The organism is Mesorhizobium sp. M0590 (assembly GCF_040320905.1).
In the GTDB taxonomy this organism is placed as follows: domain Bacteria; phylum Pseudomonadota; class Alphaproteobacteria; order Rhizobiales; family Rhizobiaceae; genus Mesorhizobium.
Map to the genome: position 1 here is coordinate 1 of NZ_JAMYQN010000009.1, position 23,943 is coordinate 23,943.

The 23,943-nt window shown below is 62.7% G+C and carries 24 protein-coding genes; 8 read left to right on the plus strand and 16 right to left on the minus strand.

The window, feature by feature from the left end:
* The 5 genes from NKI52_RS16280 to NKI52_RS16300 form a co-directional block, all read right to left on the minus strand.
* On the minus strand, positions 1 to 672 hold a 672-nt coding region (locus tag NKI52_RS16280), incomplete at its 3' end, for a phosphotransferase (RefSeq protein WP_352698624.1).
* A 91-nt stretch (positions 673 to 763) separates the two neighbouring features.
* Complete coding sequence (locus tag NKI52_RS16285) at positions 764 to 1,213, minus strand: DNA polymerase III subunit chi (RefSeq protein WP_352625021.1); 450 nt, start codon at positions 1,211 to 1,213, stop codon at positions 764 to 766.
* A 38-nt stretch (positions 1,214 to 1,251) separates the two neighbouring features.
* On the minus strand, positions 1,252 to 2,748 hold the full coding sequence (locus tag NKI52_RS16290) for a leucyl aminopeptidase (RefSeq protein ID WP_352621266.1): 1,497 nt from the start codon (positions 2,746 to 2,748) through the stop codon (positions 1,252 to 1,254).
* A gap of 49 nt (positions 2,749 to 2,797) precedes the next feature.
* Positions 2,798 to 3,181: a VOC family protein gene (locus tag NKI52_RS16295; RefSeq protein ID WP_352471101.1), complete on the minus strand. Its 384-nt coding sequence runs from the start codon at positions 3,179 to 3,181 to the stop codon at positions 2,798 to 2,800.
* A 73-nt stretch (positions 3,182 to 3,254) separates the two neighbouring features.
* Entirely contained in the window at positions 3,255 to 4,421 is a 1,167-nt protein-coding gene (locus tag NKI52_RS16300) for a flavin-containing monooxygenase (protein WP_352698626.1), read from the minus strand.
* 353 nt (positions 4,422 to 4,774) lie between these two features.
* Between NKI52_RS16300 and lptF the strand changes: the two genes are divergently transcribed.
* From lptF to NKI52_RS16335, 7 genes are all read left to right on the plus strand, one after another.
* Entirely contained in the window at positions 4,775 to 5,977 is a 1,203-nt protein-coding gene (gene lptF / locus NKI52_RS16305; RefSeq protein WP_352569685.1) for an LPS export ABC transporter permease LptF, read from the plus strand.
* The gene (gene lptG, locus NKI52_RS16310; RefSeq protein WP_023677695.1) at positions 5,974 to 7,059 is read left to right on the plus strand and encodes an LPS export ABC transporter permease LptG; all 1,086 of its coding nucleotides are present in this window, start codon (positions 5,974 to 5,976) and stop codon (positions 7,057 to 7,059) included. Before lptF ends, lptG begins: the two co-directional genes overlap by 4 nt.
* Positions 7,059 to 9,476, plus strand: coding sequence for an LPS-assembly protein LptD (locus NKI52_RS16315; protein WP_352542725.1), 2,418 nt, complete (start codon positions 7,059 to 7,061; stop codon positions 9,474 to 9,476). The genes lptG and NKI52_RS16315 overlap by 1 nt, the downstream gene beginning before the upstream one ends.
* Before the next feature lie 117 nt (positions 9,477 to 9,593).
* Positions 9,594 to 10,520, plus strand: coding sequence for a peptidylprolyl isomerase (locus NKI52_RS16320; RefSeq protein ID WP_023677697.1), 927 nt, complete (start codon positions 9,594 to 9,596; stop codon positions 10,518 to 10,520).
* A gap of 12 nt (positions 10,521 to 10,532) precedes the next feature.
* Positions 10,533 to 11,552: a 4-hydroxythreonine-4-phosphate dehydrogenase PdxA gene (gene pdxA, locus NKI52_RS16325; protein ID WP_352454406.1), complete on the plus strand. Its 1,020-nt coding sequence runs from the start codon at positions 10,533 to 10,535 to the stop codon at positions 11,550 to 11,552.
* A 67-nt stretch (positions 11,553 to 11,619) separates the two neighbouring features.
* Positions 11,620 to 12,459 (plus strand): 16S rRNA (adenine(1518)-N(6)/adenine(1519)-N(6))-dimethyltransferase RsmA, encoded by an 840-nt coding sequence (gene rsmA, locus NKI52_RS16330; RefSeq protein WP_023677699.1) that lies wholly within the window; start codon positions 11,620 to 11,622, stop codon positions 12,457 to 12,459.
* A gap of 75 nt (positions 12,460 to 12,534) precedes the next feature.
* Complete coding sequence (locus NKI52_RS16335; protein ID WP_023677700.1) at positions 12,535 to 12,828, plus strand: DUF1330 domain-containing protein; 294 nt, start codon at positions 12,535 to 12,537, stop codon at positions 12,826 to 12,828.
* On the opposite strand, the gene gmk is transcribed toward NKI52_RS16335, so the two are convergent.
* The 9 genes from gmk to fabD form a co-directional block, all read right to left on the minus strand.
* Positions 12,829 to 13,485 carry a guanylate kinase gene (gmk, locus tag NKI52_RS16340; RefSeq protein ID WP_023677701.1) on the minus strand — a complete coding sequence of 219 codons (657 nt, stop codon included), beginning with the start codon at positions 13,483 to 13,485 and terminating at the stop codon, positions 12,829 to 12,831.
* A gap of 33 nt (positions 13,486 to 13,518) precedes the next feature.
* On the minus strand, positions 13,519 to 14,409 hold the full coding sequence (locus tag NKI52_RS16345; RefSeq protein WP_023677702.1) for a YicC/YloC family endoribonuclease: 891 nt from the start codon (positions 14,407 to 14,409) through the stop codon (positions 13,519 to 13,521).
* A 138-nt stretch (positions 14,410 to 14,547) separates the two neighbouring features.
* The gene (gene mltG, locus NKI52_RS16350; RefSeq protein WP_023677703.1) at positions 14,548 to 15,768 is read right to left on the minus strand and encodes an endolytic transglycosylase MltG; all 1,221 of its coding nucleotides are present in this window, start codon (positions 15,766 to 15,768) and stop codon (positions 14,548 to 14,550) included.
* A 93-nt stretch (positions 15,769 to 15,861) separates the two neighbouring features.
* On the minus strand, positions 15,862 to 17,124 hold the full coding sequence (fabF, locus tag NKI52_RS16355) for a beta-ketoacyl-ACP synthase II (protein WP_352467164.1): 1,263 nt from the start codon (positions 17,122 to 17,124) through the stop codon (positions 15,862 to 15,864).
* A 34-nt stretch (positions 17,125 to 17,158) separates the two neighbouring features.
* Positions 17,159 to 17,395: an acyl carrier protein gene (locus NKI52_RS16360; RefSeq protein WP_127851501.1), complete on the minus strand. Its 237-nt coding sequence runs from the start codon at positions 17,393 to 17,395 to the stop codon at positions 17,159 to 17,161.
* 187 nt (positions 17,396 to 17,582) lie between these two features.
* Positions 17,583 to 18,320 (minus strand): 3-oxoacyl-[acyl-carrier-protein] reductase, encoded by a 738-nt coding sequence (gene fabG, locus NKI52_RS16365; protein ID WP_352453223.1) that lies wholly within the window; start codon positions 18,318 to 18,320, stop codon positions 17,583 to 17,585.
* A gap of 54 nt (positions 18,321 to 18,374) precedes the next feature.
* Positions 18,375 to 18,641 (minus strand): type II toxin-antitoxin system RelE family toxin, encoded by a 267-nt coding sequence (locus NKI52_RS16370; RefSeq protein ID WP_352467165.1) that lies wholly within the window; start codon positions 18,639 to 18,641, stop codon positions 18,375 to 18,377.
* Complete coding sequence (gene relB, locus NKI52_RS16375; RefSeq protein WP_352467166.1) at positions 18,625 to 18,846, minus strand: type II toxin-antitoxin system RelB family antitoxin; 222 nt, start codon at positions 18,844 to 18,846, stop codon at positions 18,625 to 18,627. Before relB ends, NKI52_RS16370 begins: the two co-directional genes overlap by 17 nt.
* A 52-nt stretch (positions 18,847 to 18,898) precedes the next feature.
* Entirely contained in the window at positions 18,899 to 19,876 is a 978-nt protein-coding gene (fabD, locus tag NKI52_RS16380) for an ACP S-malonyltransferase (protein ID WP_352471091.1), read from the minus strand.
* Positions 19,877 to 20,123: 247 nt separating this feature from the next.
* Between fabD and NKI52_RS16385 the strand changes: the two genes are divergently transcribed.
* Positions 20,124 to 22,049: an LTA synthase family protein gene (locus NKI52_RS16385; RefSeq protein WP_352698629.1), complete on the plus strand. Its 1,926-nt coding sequence runs from the start codon at positions 20,124 to 20,126 to the stop codon at positions 22,047 to 22,049.
* Positions 22,050 to 22,080: 31 nt separating this feature from the next.
* Here the strand turns inward: NKI52_RS16385 and NKI52_RS16390 are convergent, their stop codons facing one another.
* Together NKI52_RS16390 and NKI52_RS16395 are read right to left on the minus strand one after the other, a co-directional pair.
* A complete protein-coding gene (locus NKI52_RS16390) occupies positions 22,081 to 22,725 on the minus strand; it encodes a vWA domain-containing protein (RefSeq protein ID WP_352698631.1) in 645 nt (214 codons plus the stop codon).
* Positions 22,726 to 22,804: 79 nt separating this feature from the next.
* Complete coding sequence (locus NKI52_RS16395; RefSeq protein ID WP_352698633.1) at positions 22,805 to 23,626, minus strand: pilus assembly protein TadG-related protein; 822 nt, start codon at positions 23,624 to 23,626, stop codon at positions 22,805 to 22,807.
* Between the last annotated feature and the right edge of the window lie 317 nt (positions 23,627 to 23,943).

A 23,943-nucleotide genomic window follows, 5' to 3' on the forward strand; every position in this document is an offset into this window, starting at 1 on the left:
CGCCCACCTACCCAAACCCCCCCCCGCGAAGCGCTCGCCATCACCCCCCACCAGATGCCCCCCGGCGACGCCCCCAGGCCCCCCCCCCGGCGCCCCTTCCCACCGCGAGGCACGGGCCGTCGCCCACACGGCCTCGGCGGCGGCCTTGTCGATGCGGCCGCCGAGCGCCGAGAGCGCGGCTCGGGTCTCGGCGTCGTAGACCGAAAGCCGGCCACCGCGGTGGAAATTATGCTGCCCTGCCGGTGGCCCATCGGCAGCGTCGATCCGGTAGAGCGCAACCAGAAAGCCGGCCAGCGAACGGGCGAACTCGGTAAGATCGGCAATCAGTCCACCAGCCGCCGGTCTGCCGCCAAGCCAGCGATAGACGGACCAAGGCCATGGATAGCCTTCCCCGGGCGCGCCTTTGGCCAGCGGCACGGGTATCGGCAGAGGCAGGTGAGGCGCCAGGCGGGGCAGCCAGCGATGCTCCTTCTCGACCTGGGCGACATAGGCGGCAGCGCTCGGCAGCCGCACCGACATGCTGTCGCCCAGCCGGAACGTGCGGTTGTCCCAGCCGCCAGGCTCGACCGTCTCTACCGGCAGGTCCGCCCATTTGGGGAACTGCGCGGCAATCAGCCGGCGAACAAGTGCGGCATCTATCGGCATGCCTGGCGTTCGTTCATCGGGCGGCATCGAGCTTGCTCCGGTCTTCTGAATAGCCGGCGGTCCATCTTTTTGTCATCGCACTCTTGCGGCGCCAGTGATTCCCTTGCCGGCAAATTCTCTAAGCCTTGCGTTCCCAGCGCCGGTCAGGCGTTTGCTGCCAGTAGGTCACGGTGTGGCCGGCCTCCTTCATTGTCTTCCAATGCGTGCGTGCCGCCTCTAGCTGGGCTGCATCGTGGCCGTCGAACAGGAACACGGCGCGCTGGTAGCCGCCAAGCTCCGGCGGCGCCGCCCCATCGACCAGGAAGCGTATCTGCGCCTGGTTCGGATTGTCGGGGCCGACGGTCAGAAGCACCGGCTGCTCGGCGGGATGGGCTTCGCGATCCGTTGCGTGGGCCAGGAATGAATCGTCCCGGAAAGTCCACAGATGCTGGTCCAGCGCGTCGCGCCGTTCCTCGGTGCCGGTCTGCACCACGGCGCGCCAACCGCGATCGACACTGCGCTCCAGGAGGCCGGGCAGCGCATCCTCCAGCGTCGATTCGGTCAGGTGATAAAACAGAATCTCGGCCATGCGTTCAGTCTACATTGTCGGAGTCCCGCCCCAGCCGCTCATTGCTCGTAATGATCGCGCACCAGCCGGTCGAGCAGCCTGACGCCGAAGCCGGAAGCCCATGACTGGTTGATCTCGTTGGAAGGCGCGCCCATCGCGGTGCCGGCGATGTCGAGATGCGCCCAGGGCGTGTCCTTGACGAAGCGCTGCAGGAACTGCGCGGCGATGATGGCGCCGCCATGGCGGCCGCCGATGTTCTTCATGTCAGCATTCTTGGAATCGATCAGCTTGTCGTATTCGGCACCGAGCGGCATGCGCCACACCCGCTCCTGCGTCGCCTGTCCGGCCGCCGTCAGCCGGTCCGCCAACTCGTCATTGTTGGAGAACAGGCCGGCATAATGCTGGCCGAGCGCGACCATGATGGCGCCGGTCAGCGTCGCCAGATTGATCATGAATTTCGGCTGGAAGCGGTCGTTGCAGTACCAGAGCGCATCGGCCAGCACCAGGCGGCCCTCGGCGTCGGTATTGAGCACTTCGATAGTCTGGCCCGACATCGAGGTGACAATGTCGCCCGGTCGCTGAGCGTGGCCGTCGACGGCGTTTTCAACCAGCCCGACAATGCCGACGACATTGACCTTCGCCTTGCGCGCGGCCAGCGCGTGCATCAGCCCGGTGACGGCAGCAGCGCCGCCCATGTCGCCCTTCATGTCCTCCATGCCCGACGCCGGCTTGATCGAATTGCCGCCGGTGTCGAAGGTGACGCCCTTGCCGACGAAGGCGACCGGGCTTTCCTTGGCCTTGCCGCCGTCCCACCGCATGACCGCGATGCGGGCGCCACGCGGCGAACCCTGCGCTACGCCCAGCAGCGAACCCATGCCGAGCTTCTTCATCTCCTTCTCGGCCAGGATCTCGACCGTGACGCCGAGCGCCTCCAGTTCGGCGATGCGGGCGGCGAATTCCACCGGTCCCAAAACATTGGCCGGTTCATTGACCAAATCGCGCGCCAGCAAGACGCCGTCGATCACCGCCGCTTCATCGGCGAAGGCCTTCTTTGCAGCTGCCGGATCGGCGGTGTGAATAGTCACCTTGACCGGCTTTTTTGGCTCGCGCTTGTCGTCACCATTGTTCTTTTTGGTCTTGTACTTGTCGAAGGAATAGCTGCGCAGCAGGATGCCCGCTGCAAGCTGAACGGCTTGCCTGCCGCTGACGGCCGCACCGGGAAGATCGAGCACGACGGCCACTTCGGTTGCCTTGCGAAAGGACGCGGCAATCGTGCCGCCGAGCTTCAGCCAGGCGTAATCATCGAGATTGGAACCCTTGCCGGCACCGACCGCCACCAGCCGCTCGAGCGATGTCCCTTCCGGTGCCAGCACTTCGACCAGGCTGGCGAATTTGCCGGTGAAGTCGGCGACCGGAAAAGCCCGCTCGAGGGTCTTTGCCGGATCGCAAGCCCTGGCGGCATCGCTGAGGCCGCCCTCGTCGGCCACCAGAACGAAAACGCTGCCTTTTTTGGGCGCGGCGAATTTGGCAAAGGCGATCGAAGGTCTCGAATTCATCATGTCCTGCTTTCGGGGAAGTGAGTTGGATTATTGCGAGAAACGTTCGTCAGTGAGCGGCGGGTTGAAACAGCTCGATGACATTGCCCGATGGGTCTTCGAGCAGCGTCTGGGAACCGCCGACGCCCGTTATGATATCGTTGCGAAAGACAAGTCCAGCACTCTTGAGGCGCGCAACCTCTTCTTTCAGGTCCGGCACCACCAACAGGATGCGATTCCAACCTCCCGGCACCGGCTGCCGGCCATCCGGCATCGCCCGTGCACCCGAACTGCCGGGGCCGCTTAGAAGGAGCCGTAAAGCGCCGCGTGTGACGGAAGCAAAAGCCGGTCGCGCGTCCTGTTCAACAGCGAAGCCCAGATGTCCACAGTAGAAGTCGATCGAGGCGGCGACATCATCGACCATGTAGCGAATGCTGACTGGCGTCATGACCATTGACCTTTCGGTTCGAGCACCTTTCAACAAGGCGTGTCTATTGCGGGCGGAACAGTCGGCATAGTCCGGCTCATTATCGCTGCTTGACAATCCGCGCCGCTATCGTCCTGGCCTGAATGCGGGCGTTGGCGAAACAACCGCGAATGCTCGGCCGCATGCCGGTAAACCACAGGCCGGGCAATTTCGGATCGGCATCGCCGCCGTTGAAAAGCGGAACGCCCTTGCCGTCGAGAACGCCGAGCTTGCCGACCATCTGCTCCAGACCGGTGCGATAGCCGGTCGCTGCAATGACGATATCGGGCGTGATCAACCTGCCGTCATTCAATACGATGCCGTCTTGGGTAAATTCCCGCAATGGTGGCAGCACCACGATCGTGCCTGCCTTGATGGCGCGAACCGCGCCGTCATCGGCTGCGATCGCGGTGTAGTCGGCGCTCAGACGGCTCGCACCGCCTGTGGGAGCCGGCGGAAGCCCAAATTTCGTCAAGTCGCCGAAAACCAGGCGCTGGGTTGTCGCCATCACCGCATCGGCCAGCCGCACCGGCAAGCTCGCCATTAACGGTGAAAGCCTGTGGACGGCGACCTTGCCGATGCGTTTCGGCAGCAGCGACGGGCCGTTGCGGGCCGACAGCCAGATGCTTTGGGCATCTGCATTCGCAAGATGATTGAGTGCATCGAACCCCGAATTGCCGGCTCCGACGACCAGCACCTTTTTGCCGACGTAGTCCTTCGCCTCGCCAAAATCGGCCGAATGGATAATCCGGCCTGCAAAATCCTTCATGCCTTTCCACGCGGGAATAAACGGCTGCCGGTCGCGCCCGGTGGCGACGACGACATGACGCGCCAGACGACGTCCGGAGTTCGTCCGCACGGTCCAGTGATCGCCGTCGAACGTGATCTCTTCAACGGCAACGCCGAATGCGACCGGCAGACCATGCGCCTGGCTGAAATCGTTCAGATGGCGAATGACGGCCGATTTATGCGGAAAAGCCGGGGTGCCTGCGGGATAGCCGACGCCGGGCAGCGTCGAGAGATCGCGATGCGTATTGAGGTGCAGCCGCTGGTGCCGCCGATGCCAGGGTTCGGCAAGCCGGCTCTCCTTTTCCAGGACGAGCGTCGGTACGCCGGCCTTCATCAAGGCGTGGGCGGCGGCAAGGCCGGCTGCGCCGGCGCCGACCACGATCGCGCCGTCAAAGATCGTTTCCCGACCGGTTTGACCGCGCAATTTTTCCGCTTCCATGCTGGGGCTCACAGATCCTGACCCGTCTTATCATGTCGCGGCGGTCGCGACCGGCGCGACATTTGGTCGTTTTGCCGCATTTGACAAGACTTTGGCCGAAATCGCTCCCATATGCGATATCGAACCATCCACGATTCGTCGCGGCACGGCCCCGCTTCCCGCCGCAACCTGTTGTTAACCAACAATGTTCGCTCTTTCTTATCCATTGCCGCCGACACTCCGGCCCAGCGGATTTTGCGATCCGGGACAGAACCCAGATCGAACCGCCAAACTGAGCCAGTTGTGCAGCCGGCGCCGGACGACTACCTTGTTCCAAGGCATGATGCCGTTCGAAATCGCCGAGAAAAGCCTTCATGAAGGTCGTTGAACGTTACATCATGCGCCGTGCTTTCGCGGTATTCGCGCTGGCGCTCGTCTGGACGCTGGCGATCGTCTGGACGACTCAGGTGCTCGCCCGCATCGACCTCGTCACCGATAGCGGTCAGTCGGCCCTCACCTTCTTCGAAGTCGCAGCGCTGATCATCCCGACGATCGTTCCGATCGTCGTGCCGTTCGCCCTGGTGGTCGCGGTCGCCCAGATACTCAGCGTGATGAATTCGGATTCGGAGCTGGCCGTCATCAATGCCGCCGGCGCTTCACGCTGGACCATCGTCAGGCCGATCATGCTTCTGGCACTTGCAGCCAGCGTTTTTTCCTTCGCCGTCGACAATGGCGTCGACCCTTACGCACGCCAGAAGAACCGCGAGTTGATTGCGTCGTCGCGTGCCGATCTGTTGTCGTTGATCATCCAGGAAGGCACCTTCCGTAAGATCGATGACGGCCTGTTCCTGCAGGTTGGCGAACGGCTTCCCGACAACCGTCTCGGCGGCATCTTCGTCGCCGATTCGCGCGAAGAAGGCGTCAATCTCATCTACTACGCCAAGACCGGCAGCATCATCGAACGCGGCGACGAGAAGGTGCTGATGATGAATGACGGCGTCATCCATCGCAAAACCATGACTGGCGACCTCTCGGTGATCCGGTTCACCTCCTACGCCTTCGACTTGTCCGCTTTCATGTCGGCATCATCTGACATCCTGCTTTTGCCGAAGGACCGGACGACCCAGTATCTGCTCAATCCAAGTCCGAACGACAAGATGTACCAGCAAAAGCCGAACAGGTACCTGGCCGAGCTCAACCAGCGTTTTTCCGAGTGGTCCTATTCGCTCGTCTTCGCGCTGATCGCGCTCGCCGTTGCCGGAGATGCGCGCTCGCATCGCGAGGCGCGTGTGCACCCGCTGATCACGGCAATCGCGATCGCACTGTTCGTGCGCTGGCTCGGGTTCTTTGCCGCCGGCAAGGCCGACAAGGTGCCGCAATATGCCTATATGGTCTACGGCGTCCCGATCGTGGCATCGGCGATCGCCATCTGGTTCATCGTGTCCAACCGGACCATGGAACTGCCGGTTGCCTGGGCCGATTGGATAACCAATCTTGCCGGCCGCTTCAGTGACGGCTGGAGCGCCATCAAGCTCCGTTTTGCCAGGCGTGGCGCATCCGGGCAGGGGGCCGGCTGATGGGCTGGACTCTGGGTCGGTACTTCTTCTTTCGCTATGTGACGATCACCATCTGGTTCTTCATCGGCCTCTTGGCGCTGGTGTTCCTGATCGATTTCACCGAGCTTTCCGGCCGCACGACCGGCGTGCCGGGCTTCACCTACGCAACTGCGTTCGCCATTTCGGGGCTCAGGATGCCGATGATCATGCTGCAGACGGTGCCGTTCGTCGGCCTGTTCTCGGCGATGGCGACGTTGGTGTCGCTCAACCGCAAATATGAATTGGTCATTGCCCGTTCCGCCGGGGTTTCCGCATGGCAATTCCTGCTGCCGTGCTGCATCGGGGCGCTGCTGTTTGGAGCCTTGTCGGTCGGCGTCATCAATCCGGTAGCCGCGCACGCCTATTCCTGGTCCGAGGAGATCGAGACCCAGCTCCGTTCGGGCAAGTCGAACAGCGTCTCGGCCGATGCTGCGCCCTGGATCAGGCAGAAAACCAACGCCGGCGACACCATCATCGGCGCGCGCGCCATTCTCAATCAAGGCCTGGAGATGGCCGACGCGGTCTTCTTCAGCTTCAGCCCGCAAGGCGACATCATCGAGCGCAAGGATGCGGCGCGCGCCTTTTTGCGGGACGGCTACTGGGAATTGCAGGACGTCAAGGTGTTCCGGGACGGTACCATCCAGTCGTTACCTAGCGATCGGCTGCCGACCAATCTCAAGCCGGAATTCGTGCAAGAGCGGTTGGCGCGCCCTGAGACCATTCCCTTCTACGATCTGCCCGGCAAGATCGAAGTGGCCCGCTCCTTCGGCCTCAAGGCAAACGCCTTCGCCATGCAGTTCAATTCCCTGATTGCGCTGCCCTTCCTGCTTGTCGCGATGACGCTGATTGCGGCAACGGTATCAATGCGATTTGCGAGGATGGGGCAGTCGGCAACGATGATTCTGGGTGGCATCGTGGCCGGCTTTCTGCTTTATGTCGTTTCGGTGCTGGTCAAGGCATTCGGCGTAGCGGGATTCGTACCCACTGCCGTAGCGGCTTGGGTCCCGGTTGTCGTGGCTATGTTCTTCGGGGTGACATTCCTGCTATACAAGGAAGACGGCTAGTGAGGGAGGCGGTTTTGCGCAGCCATAGGCACGCCGGTTTGGCACGCCTCTCTGCGGCGAGCGCCTTGGCATGCCTGCTTGCCAGCGCCGCCCCGGTTGCTCCGGCTTTCGCCCAGGACGTCAGTGAGCTGGCAACGAAGGTTCCGAGCGGCACGCAGATGCTGTTGGCAGCCGATACGCTGGTCTACGACAACGACAAGCAGACAGTGACGGCCGTCGGCGGCGTCCAGATCGACTACGGCGGCAACCGTCTCGTCGCCCAGCGGGTCGAATACAACCGCAACACCAAACGCCTCGTCGCCAGCGGCAATGTCGAACTCGTCAATAGCGACGGCACCAAAATTTATTCGCAGCATGCCGACATCACTGACGATTTCGCCGACGGCTTCGTCAACGCGCTGCGGGTCGAGACCATAGACAAGGCGTATTTCGCCGCCGAAAGCGCGGAGCGCATGGGCGGCGTGCTGACGACGTTCCACAATGGCGTCTACACCGCCTGCGAGCCGTGCGAGGACAAGCCCGACAAAGCGCCGACCTGGCGTATCAAGGCCAGGAAGATCATCTGGAACGGCGAGAAGAAGACGGTTCGCTTCGAGAACTCGAATTTCGAGTTCTTCGGCTTTCCGCTGGCCTATCTGCCGGCTTTCGAGATCGCCGACCCAACGGTCAAGCGCAAGAGCGGCTTCCTGATCCCCGGCGTCGCCTACAAGAGCGATCTCGGCGTCGGTGTTAAAGTCCCCTATTATTTCGCGCTCTCGCCGACCTACGATCTCACTGTCACTGGCAGCGGCTATACCAAGCAAGGTTTCCTCGGTGAGGCCGAGTGGAGGCAGCGCTTCAACAACGGTCAGTACAGCCTGAAGATTGCGGGCATCCGGCAGGAGAATCCCGACGCCTTCATCGACGACAATGGCCACAACGTGAATTCGGGTACCGAAGGCGACCCGAACAGGTTCCGCGGCATGATGGGCACCCAGGGCCAGTTCGCCATCAACCCGCGCTGGGACTTCGGCTGGGACATCCTGCTGCAGAGCGACAAGAATTTCGCGCGCACCTACGACATCGATGGCTTCAACGATAGCGTGCACCGCTCCGAGGTGTACCTGACGGGGCTCAACGATCGCAATTACTTCGACGTGCGCGCCATGCACTTCGAGGTTCAGGAAGACACGCTCGCCAGCGATCCGACTGCACGCGCCGCCAAGCAGCCCTGGGTGCTGCCCTCGCTCGACTACGCTTATATCCCCGACATGCCGGTGGCCGGCGGGCAGCTGTCGTTCGACGTCAACGCGCGGGTCATTGACCGCGACAGGCTCGATACGGCTCTTGCAAATTCGGGCATCCCTTCGTCCGTCAACAACGTCCGCGGCATCGACGGTCAATCCGGGCGCCTTACCGCGGAAGCCGAATGGAAGCGCACCTTCACCACCGATGGCGGGCTGCTGCTGACACCGCTCCTGGCGCTGCGCGGCGACGCCGGCTACGTCAACGCCTCCTCGGCCTCGCTCGACGCCGTCAACCAGATGGCGACCAATCTCGGCGTCGAGGACGATATGCGTTCATCGCTTGCCCGCTACATGGCGACCGCCGGCCTTGAGATGCGCTGGCCGGTGCTGTTTTCGATGACCAGTTCCAGCCATGTCTTCGAACCGATGGCGCAGGTATTCATGCGTCCGAACGAGCAATATGTCGGCGGGCTGGCGGTCCCCAACGAGGACGCCCAGAGCTTCGTCTTCGACGCCACGACGCTGTTCGAGCGCGACAAATTCTCGGGCTATGACCGCATGGAAGGCGGCACACGCGCCAATGTCGGGCTGCGCTATTCCGGCGCATATGACAATGGCTGGGGCACCAATGCGGTGTTCGGCCAATCCTACCAGCTCGGCGGCCAGAACTCGTTCGGCACGCCGGACCTGGTCAATGTCGGCGCCTATTCAGGTCTTGAAACTGCAACCTCCGACTATGTCGGCCTTGTCGGCTTCAACAGCCCCAGCGGGTTTTCCGGCTCGGTCAGCGGCCGTTTCGACGAGCAAAGCTTCGAGATCCGCCGCGCTGAGGTAAAGGCCGCCTTTTCAGGCCTGCCGGTGTCGCTGAGCGCCAAATACGCCTTCATCCAGGCGCAGCCACTCTATGGCTTCTCGACCGATCGCCATGAGGTTACGCTCGGCGCCTCGACACATCTTGCCGAGAATTGGCGCGTCTTTGGCACCGGCACATATGATCTGGAGCAGAGCGTTCTGGTCAAGGACGGGGTCGGCTTTGCCTATAGTGATTCGTGCTTTACCTATTTGATGACGTTTTCGGAAAGACGTGACCTGAACACCAAGGAAGTATCGCAGAACGTCGGCTTCAACCTGTCGTTCCGCACGCTCGGCGATTTCGGCTCGTCGCAACGCTCCATCGACACCATTCAATAACGGGCAGCGGTCGGCAACGGGGCGGCTGGCGGACGACATTGTTTCGCCGCATAGAGCAGGCACGAATTTTGACGGCCTGAACTGGGATAGGTTCGGCTGAATCGGGATGGAATTGGGATGCTTTCGATGAGGAAATACCTCTTTTCGGCAGGGTTCGCGCTGCTGGTGGCGTTCTCGACCACCGCGGTGACGCGGCCAGTTTTCGCCACCGAGATCAAATACGTCGTCAACAATATACCGATCACCACCGGCGACATCCAGCATCGGGCCGCTTTCCTGCGCCTGCAGCACAGAAAGGGCGATGCCGGCCAGGAAATGATCGACCAGACGCTGCGTCTGGCCGAAGCCCGGCGGCTCGGCATCCGCATCAGCGACGCGCAGGTCGATGCCGCTTATCAGCGTTTCGCCACCAGCAACAAGATGCCGCTCAAGCAGCTTGACGGCGCGATGGCGCAATCCGGCGTCACCAAGGAGCATTTCAAGGAGTTTATCCGGGCACAGATGGCCTGGAACCAGGCGCTGACCGCGCGTTCCCGTTCCGGAGACGGTGGCGGCGCAATGAGCGAGCAGGACCTCGTCAAGCGCATGCTCGAAAAAGGCGGCAGCAAACCGAGCGCCACAGAGTACATGCTGCAGCAGGTCATCTTCGTGGTGCCGGCCGCCGAGCGAACCGCGACGCTGGCCAAGCGCAAACGCGAAGCCGATGCCATGCGCGCCCGCTTCAACGGCTGCAACACCACCCGCGAATTCGCCAAGGGCCTGATCGATGTCACCGTTCGCGATCTCGGCCGGGTGCTGGCGCCCCAATTGCCGGCGGACTGGGCCGAGCAGATAAAGGCTACAAAGGTCGGCGGCGCCACCACGACGCGCGAAACCGACCGCGGTGTCGAATTCATCGGCATCTGCTCGTCGCGCGAAGTGTCAGACGACAAAGCCGCGCAGATGGTGTTCCAGAGTGAAGGTTCGAACGACAAGAACGCCGACGAACTCTCGAAGAAATATGTCGAGGAGTTGCGGAAGAAAGCCCGCATAATCGAGCGCTGAAGTCGAAGCGCCGTGGCTGACGCAGAGCTTCCGCTGGCGTTGAGCGTCGGCGATCCGTCCGGCGTGGGGCCGGACATCGCCATCGCTGCTTGGCAGGCCCGCGATAGCGCTGGCGTTCCGTCTTTTTATCTCCTTGCCGATCCGGCACTGATTGCCGCGCGGGCGCACAGGCTCGGCACCGATATCGCGATTGCCGAGACGACGCCGGCGTTAGCGCCGGGGGTGTTTTCGCGCGCGCTGCCGGTGGTGGCGCTTGCTGCCCGTTTCGTCGACAGTCCCGGCCGCCCGGATCCAGCCAACGCCGCCGGCATCATCGAGGCGATCGACCGCGCCGTTGCCGACTGCCTGGCTGGCCGCGCTGCCGCGGTCGTCACCTGCCCCATCGCCAAGAAGCCGCTCTACGACGCCGGCTTTCGCTTTCCCGGCCACACCGAATATCTGGCGCATCTGGCATCGCTTCACACCGGCACCGAAGTGACGCCTGTGATGCTGCTTGCCGGACCGGACCTGCGCACCGTGCCGGTCACCATCCACATCGCGCTGGCCGAGGTGCCGAAAGAGCTGACGACGGACCTTATCGTCGCCACCGGCCGCATCACCGCCGCCGACCTTGCGAACCGCTTCGGAATTGCCAAGCCGCGGCTCGCCATTGCCGGCCTCAACCCGCATGCCGGCGAAGGCGGCACCATGGGCACCGAAGACGAGCGGATCGTGCGCCCGGCAGTCGACCGGCTGAGGCAGGAAGGGATCGACGCCTTCGGGCCATTGCCGGCCGACACGCTGTTTCATGCTCGCGCCCGCGCCGGCTACGACGTGGCGCTCTGTATGTATCACGACCAGGCGCTGATCCCGGCCAAGGCGCTGGCGTTTGACGAGGCGGTCAACGTCACGCTCGGCCTGCCCTTCGTCCGCACCTCGCCCGACCACGGCACCGCCTTCGACATCGCCGGCAAGGGCATCGCCCGTGCCGGCAGCCTGATTGCAGCGCTGAAACTCGCTCGCGTTCTTGCCGATACCGGGAAAAGGCCGTAGGCCCTGAGCCCAATCAGCCAAATTCGATGGCCTTAACCCGATGAGCCCGCCTGATGAGCCCAGCCCGATGAGCATAGACGGCCTGCCGCCACTGCGCGAGGTGATCGAGCGCCATGGGCTGCAGGCGAAAAAGGCGCTGGGCCAGAATTTTCTGCTCGACCTTAACCTGACAAGCAAGATTGCGCGAACCGCCGGCGACCTGAGCGACGTTACGGTTATCGAGGTCGGTCCCGGTCCGGGCGGGCTGACTCGTGCCCTGCTCCTCAACGGCGCCCGGCGGGTCGTCGCGATCGAGCGCGACGAGCGCTGCCTGGCGGCCTTGGCCGAGATCGCGAACCACTATCCGGGTCGGCTCGAGATCGTAGCCGGCGATGCGCTGAAAGCTGATTTTGCAGCGCTTGCAAAAGGAGTGCCGGGAAGCGGCGGGTCGGCGAAAATCGTTGCCAACCTGCCCTACAATATCGGCACCGAATTGCTGATCCGCTGGCTGACCGTCACCGAGTGGCCGCCGTTCTACACATCGATGACGCTGATGTTCCAGCGCGAGGTCGCCGAACGCATTGCAGCCAGCCCCGGCAGCGAGGCCTATGGTCGGCTCGGCGTGCTGGCCGGCTGGCGGACGGAGGCGAGGATTGCCTTCGACGTACCGCCGCAGGCGTTCACGCCGCCACCCAAGGTGACGTCCTCGGTGGTGCATCTTGTGCCGCGTGCCAACCCCTTGCCGGCAGAGGTGAAACGGCTCAGCCGCGTCACCGAAGCGGCATTCGGCCAGCGCCGGAAAATGCTGCGGCAGAGCGTGAAAAGCCTCGGCGGCGAGGCACTGCTCACCCGCGCCGGCATCGATCCGACCAGGCGTGCGGAGACGCTCAGCGTCGAGGAATTCGTTCGCCTGACCAACGCGGTGTGATGCCGGGAAGCGTCCGCGTGGAATTTCCGCTCTCATGGCATAGATAGCCGGACAAACCCTGCCCGGAGACAAACAGTGGCCGCCTATGTCATTTCCGACGTCACGATCCGTGACGCAGAGGCTATCGAAGCCTATCGCGCCAGCGCGGCTGCCTCCATCGCCCAGCATGGCGGGCGCTATCTGGTACGCGGCGGCGAGGTGGAAAGGTTGGAAGGCGACTGGTCTCCCGGGCCGCTGATCATCGTGGAATTCCCCGACATGGACACGGCGCGGCGTTGGTACCGCTCCGCCGAATATGCCGCGGCATTGGAACTGCGCGACGCCGCGCTCAGCCGCAATCTGATCCTGGTCGCGGGGACAGCGCCTTGATCAATCCGTCTTTTCGTCGAGCAGCCCCGAGACGAAATCGAACAGGCCCGGCCGGCGATCGCGTCTGAGCCGTTCGGCCGTGACGATGCCCCGCACCTCGGCGAAAGCGCGGTCGAGATCGTCGTTGACTATGACGAAATCATATTCCTTCCAGTGCTCGATCTCGTTGCGGGCGTTCTTGAGCCGCGTCTCGATCACCGCTTCCTGGTCCTCGGCGCGACGCTTCAGCCGCGCCTTCAATTCCTTCATCGATGGCGGCAGGATGAATATCGAGACGATGTCGGCGCGCATCTTCTCCTTGAGTTGCTGAGCGCCTTGCCAGTCGATGTCGAACAGCATGTCGCGGCCTTCGGCCAGCGCCTGTTCAGCCGGCTCGCGCGGCGTCGCGTAGCAATTGCCGTGCACCTCCGCCCATTCGAGCAGCGCATCGGAATCGCGCAGCCGCTCGAACTCGCGCATGGTACGGAAGTGGTAATGGACGCCCTCGATCTCGCTGCCGCGGCGTGGCCGCGTGGTGACCGAGACCGACAATTCCAGGCTGGAATCGCTCTCCAGCAGATTGCGCGCAATCGTCGACTTGCCGGCGCCTGACGGCGACGACAAGACCAGCATCAGCCCGCGGCGCCGAATGCGGGAACCCACATCCCTAGCGGTCATGGGGCTTGGCAGTCATGTGGCTTGGCATCGGGATCATTCCAGATTCTGGACCTGTTCGCGAAACTGGTCGACGACCGCCTTCAGTTCCAGCCCGATGGCGGTGACCGCGGCAGCATTCGACTTGGAACACAGCGTATTCGATTCGCGGTTGAATTCCTGTGCCAGGAAATCGAGCTTGCGGCCGATGGCGCCACCGCCGGCGAGCAGTGCCCGCCCCGACGCCACGTGTGTCTTCAGCCGGTCGATTTCCTCGCGTATGTCGGCCTTGGTGGCCAGGAACGCCGCTTCCATATGCAGCCGGCTGGCGTCCAGGTTGGCAGACGCGTCCATCAACAGGCGGATCTGCTCGGCGAGCCTTTCGCGGATCGTGGCCGGTTCGCGTGATGGATCGGCCTCGGCCCGCAGCGTCAGCGCCTCGATGGCATCGATATGGCCGGACAGCAGGGAACGAAGTGCCGCACCTTCGCCCTGGCGCGCCTGCTGCAGCCCGTTCAGTGCTGCTTCCAGCGCCGACAGTATTGCGGTATCGAGCGCACTGCGCGCCTCTTCGGTTTCGATGGTTTCGGGAATGTCGAGGACGCCGCGCAGCGCAAGCAGGCCGTCGGCCGCCGCAGGGGCTACTCCGAACTGCTCCTGCAGCCGCTTGGCCAAGCCCGCCAGATCCTTCAGGAAAGCCTCGTTGACCACGGGTTGCGCTTGAGCGCCGGCGGCGCGGCCAATGGTCAGCGTCATCTGGAAATTGCCGCGCGCAAAACGCTTTTGCACCGTCTGCCGGACGGCCGGCTCCAGCCGGTCGAAACCTTGCGGCAGCCGCAGCCTGACCTCGACGCTTTTGCCGTTGACGGACTTGGCTTCCCAGGCAATCGAAGTGCCGTCGTGTTCGGCGACACTGCGCGCAAAACCGGTCATGCTCTGCAAGTTCATGTAGCCGTGCGTCCCTTTGCCGAATGCCCCTCAAGCCGGAGCGATTTTCTCCGGACAGGATCATGTGAATTTCAATGCCATAGCAGCCCTTGCACATCCACCCGGACATGCACAGGGCCAACCTGATGGCGTCCGGCCCTACTGGGCGGCGGTGGCGCCCGCATCGTCAACGATGGCTCCCGCCGGCGTGTCGGCTCCGGTATTGGTTGCCCCGGCCTTGGCGGCGTCCTGCGCCTGCTTTTTCAGCAGTGCCCGGTAGCGAGCGACATTCTCGTTATGCTCATCGAGCGTCGAGGCAAAGACGTGCCCGCCGGTGCCGTCGGCGACGAAGTAGAGATCGCTGGTCTTCGACGGATTAGCGACTGCCTCCAGCGCCGCACGGCCGGGATTGGCGATCGGCGTCGGCGGTAAGCCGTTGATCAGATAGGTGTTGTAGGGCGTCGGCTTCTGGATGTCCGACTGATAGATCGGGCGGTCGATGGGTTTGCCCTTGCCGCCGAACAGGCCGTAGATGATGGTCGGGTCCGACTGCAGCCGCATACCCTTGGCCAGCCGGTTGAGGAAGACGGCGGCTACGCGCGAGCGTTCATCGCCCTTGCCGGTCTCCTTCTCGACGATAGAGGCTAGGGTGACAAAATCCTCAACGTTGGCGATCGGCAAATCCGGCGCTCGGCGCTGCCAGACCTCGTCGACCAGCTTCTTCTGGTCGGCCAGAAGCTTGTCGACCATCTGCTGGCGTGTTGCGCCGCGGGTGAAACGCAGCGTGTCGGTGGCGAGGCTGCCCTCAGGTGGAGTGGTCGACGGCATATCGCCGGTCAGCGCGTCCTGCTCGGCAATCCGTTGCAGCGCCTGCGCGACCGTCAGCCCCTCGGGGATAGTCAGCGAATACATCACCGACTTGCCGCTCTTCAGCAGTTCCATGATATCGTGCATCGACGCCTGCGGCTTGATCTCGTATTCGCCGGCCTTCAGGGCGGAATCATTGCCGAAGGCGCGCACGCCAAGGCGGAAAATGCGGGCGTCGCTGATCAGCCCTCGCCGCTCAAGCTGGTCGGCGATCTCCTGGACGCCGCTATTCGGCTTGACCAGGAAAGTGTCGCCATTGGCCGACGGGCCGGGCTCGTTGAACTCCTGCTTGCCGAAATACAGCGCAACGCCTGCCGCCAGCACCATCAGCATCACCGAAGAGATGACGAAGTTCATGAACACGACGAACTGGCTGCGCGAGGCACGCGAGCGCTTCGGCGGCGGCGTGCCGGCCTCGGGCCGCAACGCCTCGCTGGCCGTCTTCGGCACGATCGGGCCGGGCGTTGCTGCCCGTTGCCCGAATTCCCCGTTATCGGCCGGATTTGTGTTCATAGCGCCCTACCATTTGATCTTGCGACGAATCCCCTCGGGCAGAGTAGGGGCGAATATGGCAAAATTGACGGCAGACGGAAACCGGCAGAGCGGTCAGCCATTGTAGCGCTGGAAGACGAGCGAGGCGTTGGTGCCACCGAAGCCGAAGGAGTTGGACAGCGCCACGTCGATCTGCCGGGCCCGCGGCTTGTGCGGCACCAGGTCGATCGCCGTTTCGCGCTCCGGATTGTCAAGATTGATGGTCGGCGGCGCGATGTTGTCGCGAATGGCGAGGATCGAAAAGATCGCCTCGGCAGCGCCAGCCGCGCCCAGCAGGTGGCCAATCGACGATTTGGTCGACGACATCGATATCTTCGAGGCGGCGTTGCCGACCAGCCGCTCGACGGCGCCGAGTTCGATCGTATCGGCCATGGTCGAGGTGCCGTGCGCGTTGATGTAGTCGACATCGGCCGGCGTCAGCTTCGCCCGGTTCAGCGCCGCGGTCATGCAACGGAAAGCGCCGTCGCCGTCTTCGGCAGGCGCGGTGATGTGATAGGCGTCACCGGTCAGACCGTAGCCGGTGACCTCGGCATAGATCTTGGCGCCGCGGGCCTTGGCGTGTTCGAGCTCCTCGAGCACGACAACGCCGGCGCCCTCGCCCATGACGAAGCCGTCGCGATCGCGATCATAGGGGCGTGAGGCCGTTTGTGGCGCGTCGTTGCGCTCGGTGGAGAGCGCGCGGCAAGCGGCGAACCCGGCGATCGACAGTCTCGTCACCGGCGCTTCGGCGCCGCCTGCGACCATAACGTCGGCATCGCCCCAGATGATCAGCCGGGCGGCATCGCCGATGGCGTGCGCACCGGTCGAGCAAGCGGTGACGACGGCATGGTTGGGGCCTTTCAGCCCATGCCGGATCGAGACCTGACCGGAGACGAGGTTGATGATCTGGCCAGGGATGAAGAATGGGCTGATGCGGCGCGGACCGCGTTCCTTGAGGATCATCGCATTCTCGGCGATGCCTTCGATGCCGCCGATGCCCGAACCGATCAGCACGCCGGTGGCGCACTGTTCCTCATGCGTCTTCGGCTGCCAGCCGGAATCCTTGAGTGCCTCGTCGGCGGCCGCGATCCCGTACAGGATGAAATCGCCGATCTTGCGCAGTTCCTTCGGCTCGAGAACGGCTTCAGGATTGAAAGTGGCATTGGAGCCGTCACCGCGCGGAATGACGTGGGCGACCTTGCAGGCAAGGTCTTCCACCTCGAATTCGGTGATGCGCTTGGCTGCGCTGCGGCCGGTCAGAAGCTCCTTCCAGCTGTGCTCGAAGCCCATGCCGAACGGCGAAAGCAGCCCAAGGCCCGTGACGACGACACGCCTCATCGCAGGTCCTCCCCGGTGATGACTGCAAATAGCGTCAGGCGGAGGCCTTGTCGATGTATTTCACCGCATCGCCAACAGTCAGGATGGTCTCGGCGGCGTCGTCCGGGATTTCGACACCGAACTCTTCTTCGAACGCCATGACAAGTTCGACCGTGTCGAGGCTGTCCGCGCCCAGATCATCGATGAAGCTCGCCTGCTCCGTCACCTTCTCGGCATCGACGCCAAGGTGCTCGATGACGATCTTCTTGACGCGCTCTGCGGTGTCACTCATTTGGGCATCCTCGTCTTTTGGTTGTCTGTCTTCGTTAGCGGGCAGAATGCCGCTAATCAAGCTGAAAGATGGTCCTGCCGGAAACGCAGCGGAACAGGACCGGTTTTTGCCCGAACCGCCGGGTTGCGGGCGGCATTACACGAAAAATCCCGTGCATCCAAGACGGAATGAAGCGTTTTCCCAAGTGTTAGATCATTGCCATGCCGCCATTCACATGAATGGTCTGGCCGGTGACGTAGGCTGCCTCGTTGGAAGCTAGGTAGGCGACGGCAGAGGCGACTTCGGCGCCCGTGCCCATGCGCCGGGTCGGGATCGCCGCCATGATCGCCTCTTTCTGCTTGTCGTTGAGCTTGGCGGTCATCGCCGATTCGATGAAGCCCGGGGCGACGCAGTTGACGGTGATATTGCGGGTGGCGATCTCCTGCGCCAGCGATTTGGAAAAGCCGATCATACCGGCTTTGGAGGCGCAGTAGTTGGTCTGGCCGGGATTGCCGGTGACGCCAACCACTGAAGTGATGTTGATGATGCGGCCATGGCGGCGCCGCATCATCGGATGGGTAAGCTCGCGGGTCAGCCGGAACACGGCGGTCAGGTTGACCTCGAGCACGCTATCCCAGTCGGCGTCAGCCATGCGTACGAACAACCCGTCCTTGGTGATGCCGGCATTGTTGACGAGGATGTCGACGCCTTCGAGGTCGGCCTCCGCCTTCTGGCCGAGCGCCTTGACGTCGTCGCGGTTGGAAAGATTGGCCGGGAAAAGCTTGACCCGGTCGCCCAGTTCGGCGGCCAGCGCCTCCAGTTTCTCGATACGTGTGCCATGCAGGCCGACGATGGCGCCCTGGCCGTGCAGCACCCGGGCGATCGCCTCGCCGATACCTCCCGATGCGCCGGTGACGAGCGCCTTGCGGCCGGTCAATTCGAACATGTTTTATCCTCTTCCCAAATCGTACTGGCCAATCATACGGGCCGGTGAGTTCGGCTATCTGTAAACGTCGCCGCGGTGGCCTATGGTTACCACCAGAATGACGAGCCGGTTATCCTGCACATCGCAAATGATGCGATAATCCCCGACGCGATATCTCCAAAAGGTTGCGAGCGGGCCCTTCAGCGGTTTGCCGAGTTCACGCGGGTTGTCGAGAACGGCAATGCGGTTTTCAATAAAATCACGGATACGGTGACGTGTCTGCGGATCCAGTTTTTCGACAAATTTTCGCGCCGAGCGGGCGTATTCAAGCGTCCAGGCCACGCCAGAAGTCCTCGGCTCTCATGACGTCTTCTTCACCACGCCTGATCCGCTCAACGACTTCGGCAGCCAAGTAGTAATCCTCCAAGTCCTCCAGACCACGTTCAATGAGCTCGCGCAGATAGTAGGCCTTGCTGCGACCAGTCTTGGCCGCGAGAAAATCCAGGCGCTGCTCGACTTCAGGAGAAAGGCGGATCGATGTGGGCATGCCGCACCTTGTTGCGATACATGTATTCATGTAGCGGCAAGCACAGATGAATTCAAGCTACGTGGTCACCCAAGGCGGCAAGTGCGGTCTCGACCTCCGCCGCCGATCCGATGCTGCTGGTGGCAATGTCGCGGTTGATGCGGCGGGCCAGCCCCGACAGCACCTTACCGGCGCCCACTTCGTAAAGCGTCACGACGCCGTTGCTGCCGAACCACTCCACCGTTTCGCGCCAGCGCACGCGCCCGATCACCTGTTCGACGAGTCGGCGGGCGATCTCGTCGGGATCGCTCGTCGGGGTCACCGTAACATTGGAGACCAGCGGCACGACCGGCGCACTCTTCGTCACGGCGGCCAGCGCCTCCCGCATGATCTCGGCCGCAGGCTTCATCAATGCCGAATGGAAGGGCGCCGAGACCTGCAGCATCAGCGCCCGCTTGGCGCCCTTCTCCGTGCATAGCCTCGCCGCCAGTTCGACCGCTGGCCTGGCGCCGGAGATCACCAGCTGGCCGCCGCCATTGTCATTGGCGATCTGGCAAACCAAGGCTTGTGCGGGATCTTTGGCGGCGCCCTGGGCGGCCTCTGCGCAAGCGGCTTCGACGTCGGCCTGCTCCAGCCCGATGATCGCCGCCATGGCGCCCTCGCCGGCCGGCACAGCCGCCTGCATGGCGTTGCCGCGGATGCGCAACAGCCGGGCGGCGTCGGCGACCGAAACGAAACCTGCGGCCGCAAGTGCCGAATATTCGCCGAGCGAGTGGCCGGCGACATAGGTGACCTTGCCGTTCAGGGAGAAGCCGCGCGCCTCCAGCGCCCGGATTGCGGCAAGCGACACCGCCATCAGCGCCGGCTGGGCGTTGGCGGTCAGCGTCAGCGTCTCTTCCGGGCCTTCCCAGATCAGCTTCGATAGGTTTTCGCCGAGCGCGTCGTCAACTTCCTCGAAGATCCGCCGCGATTCCACAAAGGTATCGGCGAGGTCCTTGCCCATGCCGACAGCCTGGCTGCCCTGCCCCGGAAAGGTGAATGCGATGGCCATCGGCGGCTCCCAGCTGCTGGTTCACGTTGCCTGTGACGCAAGGCGTGCGGCCAAGTCAAGTCCAACCTTGATCGCGTAATATCGGCCGAGTGCCTGTTTCGGCAGGCTTTTTGGCGATCACTCATGATGAAAACCGCTCACGATTTGTTTGCTGGCTCTTCTTATTTCCGCCGCAGGCGCTAAGCTTTGCGTGACAGTTCGATGACAATCGAGTGACGCTTTTGTTGCGGGCCGGGGAACTATTGAAGTGGCAAAGACCAAGCAGAGCGCAGCCGAGGCGGCGCCCCAGTTTCTTGAAGGCGATCCGTCGACCGGCTATCTGCCGGCGCGCAAATGGCCTGTCATCCGCTATGGCCTTATCAGCTTGCTGGCTGCGGCCGTCCTTGTGTTTGCCATCGAACTGATCGTGCGCGGCAACTTTGCCGGCACCATTGATTTCTTTCTGCAGCCTTTCAAACCCGGCTGGACCACGATCATCATTTTTGCGCTGATCCTCATCGGCCTTGACGCCGTGCTCGGCCGCAGTCATCAGAGCCTGATGATCGTCGCGCCGCTGACATTGTCGCTGGCGTTCGTCGGCCACCAGAAGTCGCTGTATCTCGGCGATCCGCTCTATCCGACCGATTTCCTCTATTCCCGGCAGATCGTGGCACTGATGCCGCTTCTGGTACGCGATCGCCCGGGAACCGCCATTGCCCTGGCGATCGGCATCGTCGGCGGGCTGTCGCTGCTCGTCTATGGCTGGCGGCTATGGCGCCGCCGCGTTCCGGCACTCAGCCACAAGGGCCGCCTTGCCCGGCTGACGCTGACGGTGCCGCTGATCGCCTTCTTCGTCTCCATCATGGACTATGCCACTTTCTCGTGGACACGCGACCGGCTGCAGATCATCCCGATCATGTGGGACCAGAAGGAAAACTATGCCTCGAACGGTTTTGCGCTCGCCTTCGCGCTGAACGTCCCGATGGCGCATGTCTCGGCGCCGCCCGGCTATTCCGGCAAGGCGATCGAAGCGATCGGCAAACCGCAGGTGACGGCTTCGGTACCCGCCGAGAAGCCCGACATCATCGTCGTCATGAGCGAATCCTTCTGGGATCCGACCAAGCTACCCGGCGTCACCATCACGCCCGACCCTATCCCCAATGTGCGGGCACTGCGCACGGGTTACATGTTCTCGCCCGAGTTCGGCGGCATGACGGCCAACATCGAGTTCGAGGCCCTGACCGGCTTTTCCAACGCCTTCCTGCCGGCGGGCAGCATTCCCTACCAGCAATATGTGCGGACACCGACTCCCTCGCTGGCGACCTTCCTGAAAAGTCAAGGCTACCGGGCGCGCGCTATCCATCCCGGCACTAACTGGTTCTGGAACCGGGGGGCTGTCTATGCCGATTTCGGCTTCAACGACTTCAAGTCCGAGGAGACGTTGCCGCCCATGCAGAAGCGCGGACCGCTCGCGTCGGACGCTGCGATGACCGACGAGATCATCCACGAAGCCGATACCAGCGCCGAGCCGGTCTTCTTTTTCGCCGTCAGCCTGCAGAACCACGGGCCGTATGAGCCGTATCGCTATAACAATCCGACCCACAAGGTGCAGGCGCCGATCAGCCAATGGGCGCGTGAATCGCTGTTGAGCTATGCCGAAGGCTCTTCCGACGCGGACCGCGGCCTCGAGCGGCTGATCGAATGGGCGAAGAAACGCGAGCGGCCGACCGTCATCGCGTTCTTCGGCGACCATCTGCCGCCGCTTGGGCCGGTCTACGTCGAGACCGGCTTCCTGAAGGACAATGTTGCGCCGCGCAAGGAGGCGGCCGACCAGATGCTGCTACACCACCAGACGCCGCTGGTCGTCTGGTCGAATCGCAGCGGCCCGGCCGAGGATCTGGGCGCCGTCAGCCCGTCCTTCCTGCCCTACCATATCCTGAAGACAGCCGGCATCAGCCATCCCTATTACACCGGCTTCCTCGGACAGTTGCGAGAGCGCTACCGCGTTATCGACCGCAATTTGCTTTTGGCACCCGGGGGCGACGCCACCCCCGATTGGTCGCGTCAGAAAGAGATCGATCCGGCAATCCGCGACTTCCGTCTGCTGCAATACGACATGATGTTCGGCAAGCGCCATGCGGCGCCCGATTTCTTCCCCGAAACCACAGGCAAAGTGGCTGCACACACGAGTTGAGCAGCGGCTGCGGGAGAGCGGCCGACGTCGTTCAGTTCGTCAAGTGCAGCTGCGAAATCGAGCTTCCGATTTTCAGGAAGACGCTTTCGAGCTGACTGACGTCGTTGGTCGGGTAATAATCCGACGGCGACGATGCGCAGGCCTCGTAGAGCTTGCGGTTGGCTGCGGTGTCGGCCTGCAGCAGCACTGTGAATATCTGTACGTCCTGCTTCTTCAATGTGTTGCATACATTGGTTGTCCAATCGTCGACATTGCGCGCAGCCGCGGTCTGGTCGCTGGATCCAAACCGACCCGAGGCCAGGAATCCGTAGGAGCCATAGTCCGATTTCTGTGGCGTATCCTTCGCGCCATAGACAACATTCTCGCCGTCGGTGAGCAGCAGCACCGTTTTGGTCGTGCCTGACGCCCTGAACGGCGCGCCGTCGCTGTAAGGCGGTTCCGGCGAGAGCACCCGCATCCCCCATGACAAGCCTTCCGAAACATTGGTCCCCGAGCCGTTCCATTCGATCATCTCACCGACGGCCTTCCGCAATTTGTCGAAATCATCGGTCAGCGGCACTATCGGCGTCGGACAGGCCCGGTTTGGGCCGATAGTCAGTGGGCCTCTCTTGTCGTTGATCAGCTTCATCGTCGAAACACTGTACTTCGCCATGTCGCTGGTGAGGCCGGGAAGCACGGTGACAACGGTATCGTCGAGATAGGAATTGTTGTAGCCGGTCGCTGAATTGCCGTAGGAGCTGGTTGGATTTTTAGCGTTACCTGGATCGTCCGGCGCGAAATAGGGTACGAACAGGGTGTCCGGTTTGTTTTGGTCGGGCGAAATGTCGGAAACATTGTTGGTTCCGGGCCGCGCTTTCGACGCAGCCTCTCCATTCGACGCCCAATTGCTTGAACAGGTCCATATGGTTGACGCGCTTGCCGCCGACCAAGGGGAAATTGGCGCCATTGTTCGGCGATTTGCCGGCCATGTCGATCCAGGCCGGATCGTAGTCCTCGCCCTTGACGTTGACGGCGGTGACGAACGGCACCACCGCGACACGTACGCTGCGCGTCGGCGACTTCGCCGCTTCGAGCATATCGATCAGGGCCGTCGCCGCCGTCCGCAATGCGCCGATGCGATCGTTGCTGGCCATCGACCCGGTATTGTCGAGCACTAGCACGACTTCGAGCTGATTGGTCGATTCGACGGCGCCGGCATCGACGGTGATGCGCTTGTCGTTGCCGAACAGGAAGGCGAAGTTCAAATTGACGTCCGCCATGGCGACAGCCTTTGTCTGGATGTAATTGAGGCCCCTTTCCACGGTAAGCGTCGCTTCGGCGTTCCTCAACTCGCTGTGGCCGGCGACATTGGTCTGGAAGTAGCGGTCGAAGACGTCCTTGCGCGAAGCCTCGATGTCGCCGAGATGCGAAGATGCAAGGTTCGCGGCATCGAGCGCGTTCTGCAAGCTGACCTTGGCCCTCATCAAGGTGGACACGTCCACGGCAAAGGCGACGGCGGTCAGAACCGCAGGCAGCCCGAACGCCAGCATCAGGGCAAAGTTGCCGCTCTTCGAACGGCAGAATTTGTCGAAAAGCATTTTTGTCCCCAAAACCGCCTTGCTGCCGACCTCGCACAGACTGTTTGCTTTTGCATCCGCATGATGAACGACGGGTTGCCGCCACGCCCGCCGGTGCTGGAACTTCGCATGGTGGTTAAGGTCCGGTTTCAGGAAATCCGTAAGCCTTGCCGTCGAGGCCCGTGGCGCTCTGGGACGGTAGGGCCGTTTGCCCTGTCGTTTGGCCTTGCTTTGCGGTCAAATTCCTGTATAGACGCCCGCAATCTGCCGGTCCTTGCTGGGGGCTGAACGGAGGGCCGGAGGTTTTTCGAAACCTTCGCGTGAAGCCAGAAGCGCTT

Coding starts and splice junctions, on each gene's coding strand:
- NKI52_RS16320 (WP_023677697.1), top strand. CDS start 9,594: ATGCTTTCGATGAGGAAATACCTCTTTTCGGCAGGGTTCGCGCTGCTG.
- NKI52_RS16285 (WP_352625021.1), bottom strand. CDS start 1,213: ATGGCCGAGATTCTGTTTTATCACCTGACCGAATCGACGCTGGAGGAT.
- NKI52_RS16360 (WP_127851501.1), bottom strand. CDS start 17,395: ATGAGTGACACCGCAGAGCGCGTCAAGAAGATCGTCATCGAGCACCTT.
- mltG (WP_023677703.1), bottom strand. CDS start 15,768: ATGAACACAAATCCGGCCGATAACGGGGAATTCGGGCAACGGGCAGCA.
- fabF (WP_352467164.1), bottom strand. CDS start 17,124: ATGAGGCGTGTCGTCGTCACGGGCCTTGGGCTGCTTTCGCCGTTCGGC.
- gmk (WP_023677701.1), bottom strand. CDS start 13,485: ATGACCGCTAGGGATGTGGGTTCCCGCATTCGGCGCCGCGGGCTGATG.
- relB (WP_352467166.1), bottom strand. CDS start 18,846: ATGCCCACATCGATCCGCCTTTCTCCTGAAGTCGAGCAGCGCCTGGAT.
- fabD (WP_352471091.1), bottom strand. CDS start 19,876: ATGGCCATCGCATTCACCTTTCCGGGGCAGGGCAGCCAGGCTGTCGGC.
- fabG (WP_352453223.1), bottom strand. CDS start 18,320: ATGTTCGAATTGACCGGCCGCAAGGCGCTCGTCACCGGCGCATCGGGA.
- NKI52_RS16395 (WP_352698633.1), bottom strand. CDS start 23,626: ATGCTTTTCGACAAATTCTGCCGTTCGAAGAGCGGCAACTTTGCCCTG.
- NKI52_RS16300 (WP_352698626.1), bottom strand. CDS start 4,421: ATGGAAGCGGAAAAATTGCGCGGTCAAACCGGTCGGGAAACGATCTTT.
- lptF (WP_352569685.1), top strand. CDS start 4,775: ATGAAGGTCGTTGAACGTTACATCATGCGCCGTGCTTTCGCGGTATTC.
- NKI52_RS16295 (WP_352471101.1), bottom strand. CDS start 3,181: ATGGTCATGACGCCAGTCAGCATTCGCTACATGGTCGATGATGTCGCC.
- NKI52_RS16290 (WP_352621266.1), bottom strand. CDS start 2,748: ATGAATTCGAGACCTTCGATCGCCTTTGCCAAATTCGCCGCGCCCAAA.
- rsmA (WP_023677699.1), top strand. CDS start 11,620: ATGAGCATAGACGGCCTGCCGCCACTGCGCGAGGTGATCGAGCGCCAT.
- NKI52_RS16345 (WP_023677702.1), bottom strand. CDS start 14,409: ATGAACTTGCAGAGCATGACCGGTTTTGCGCGCAGTGTCGCCGAACAC.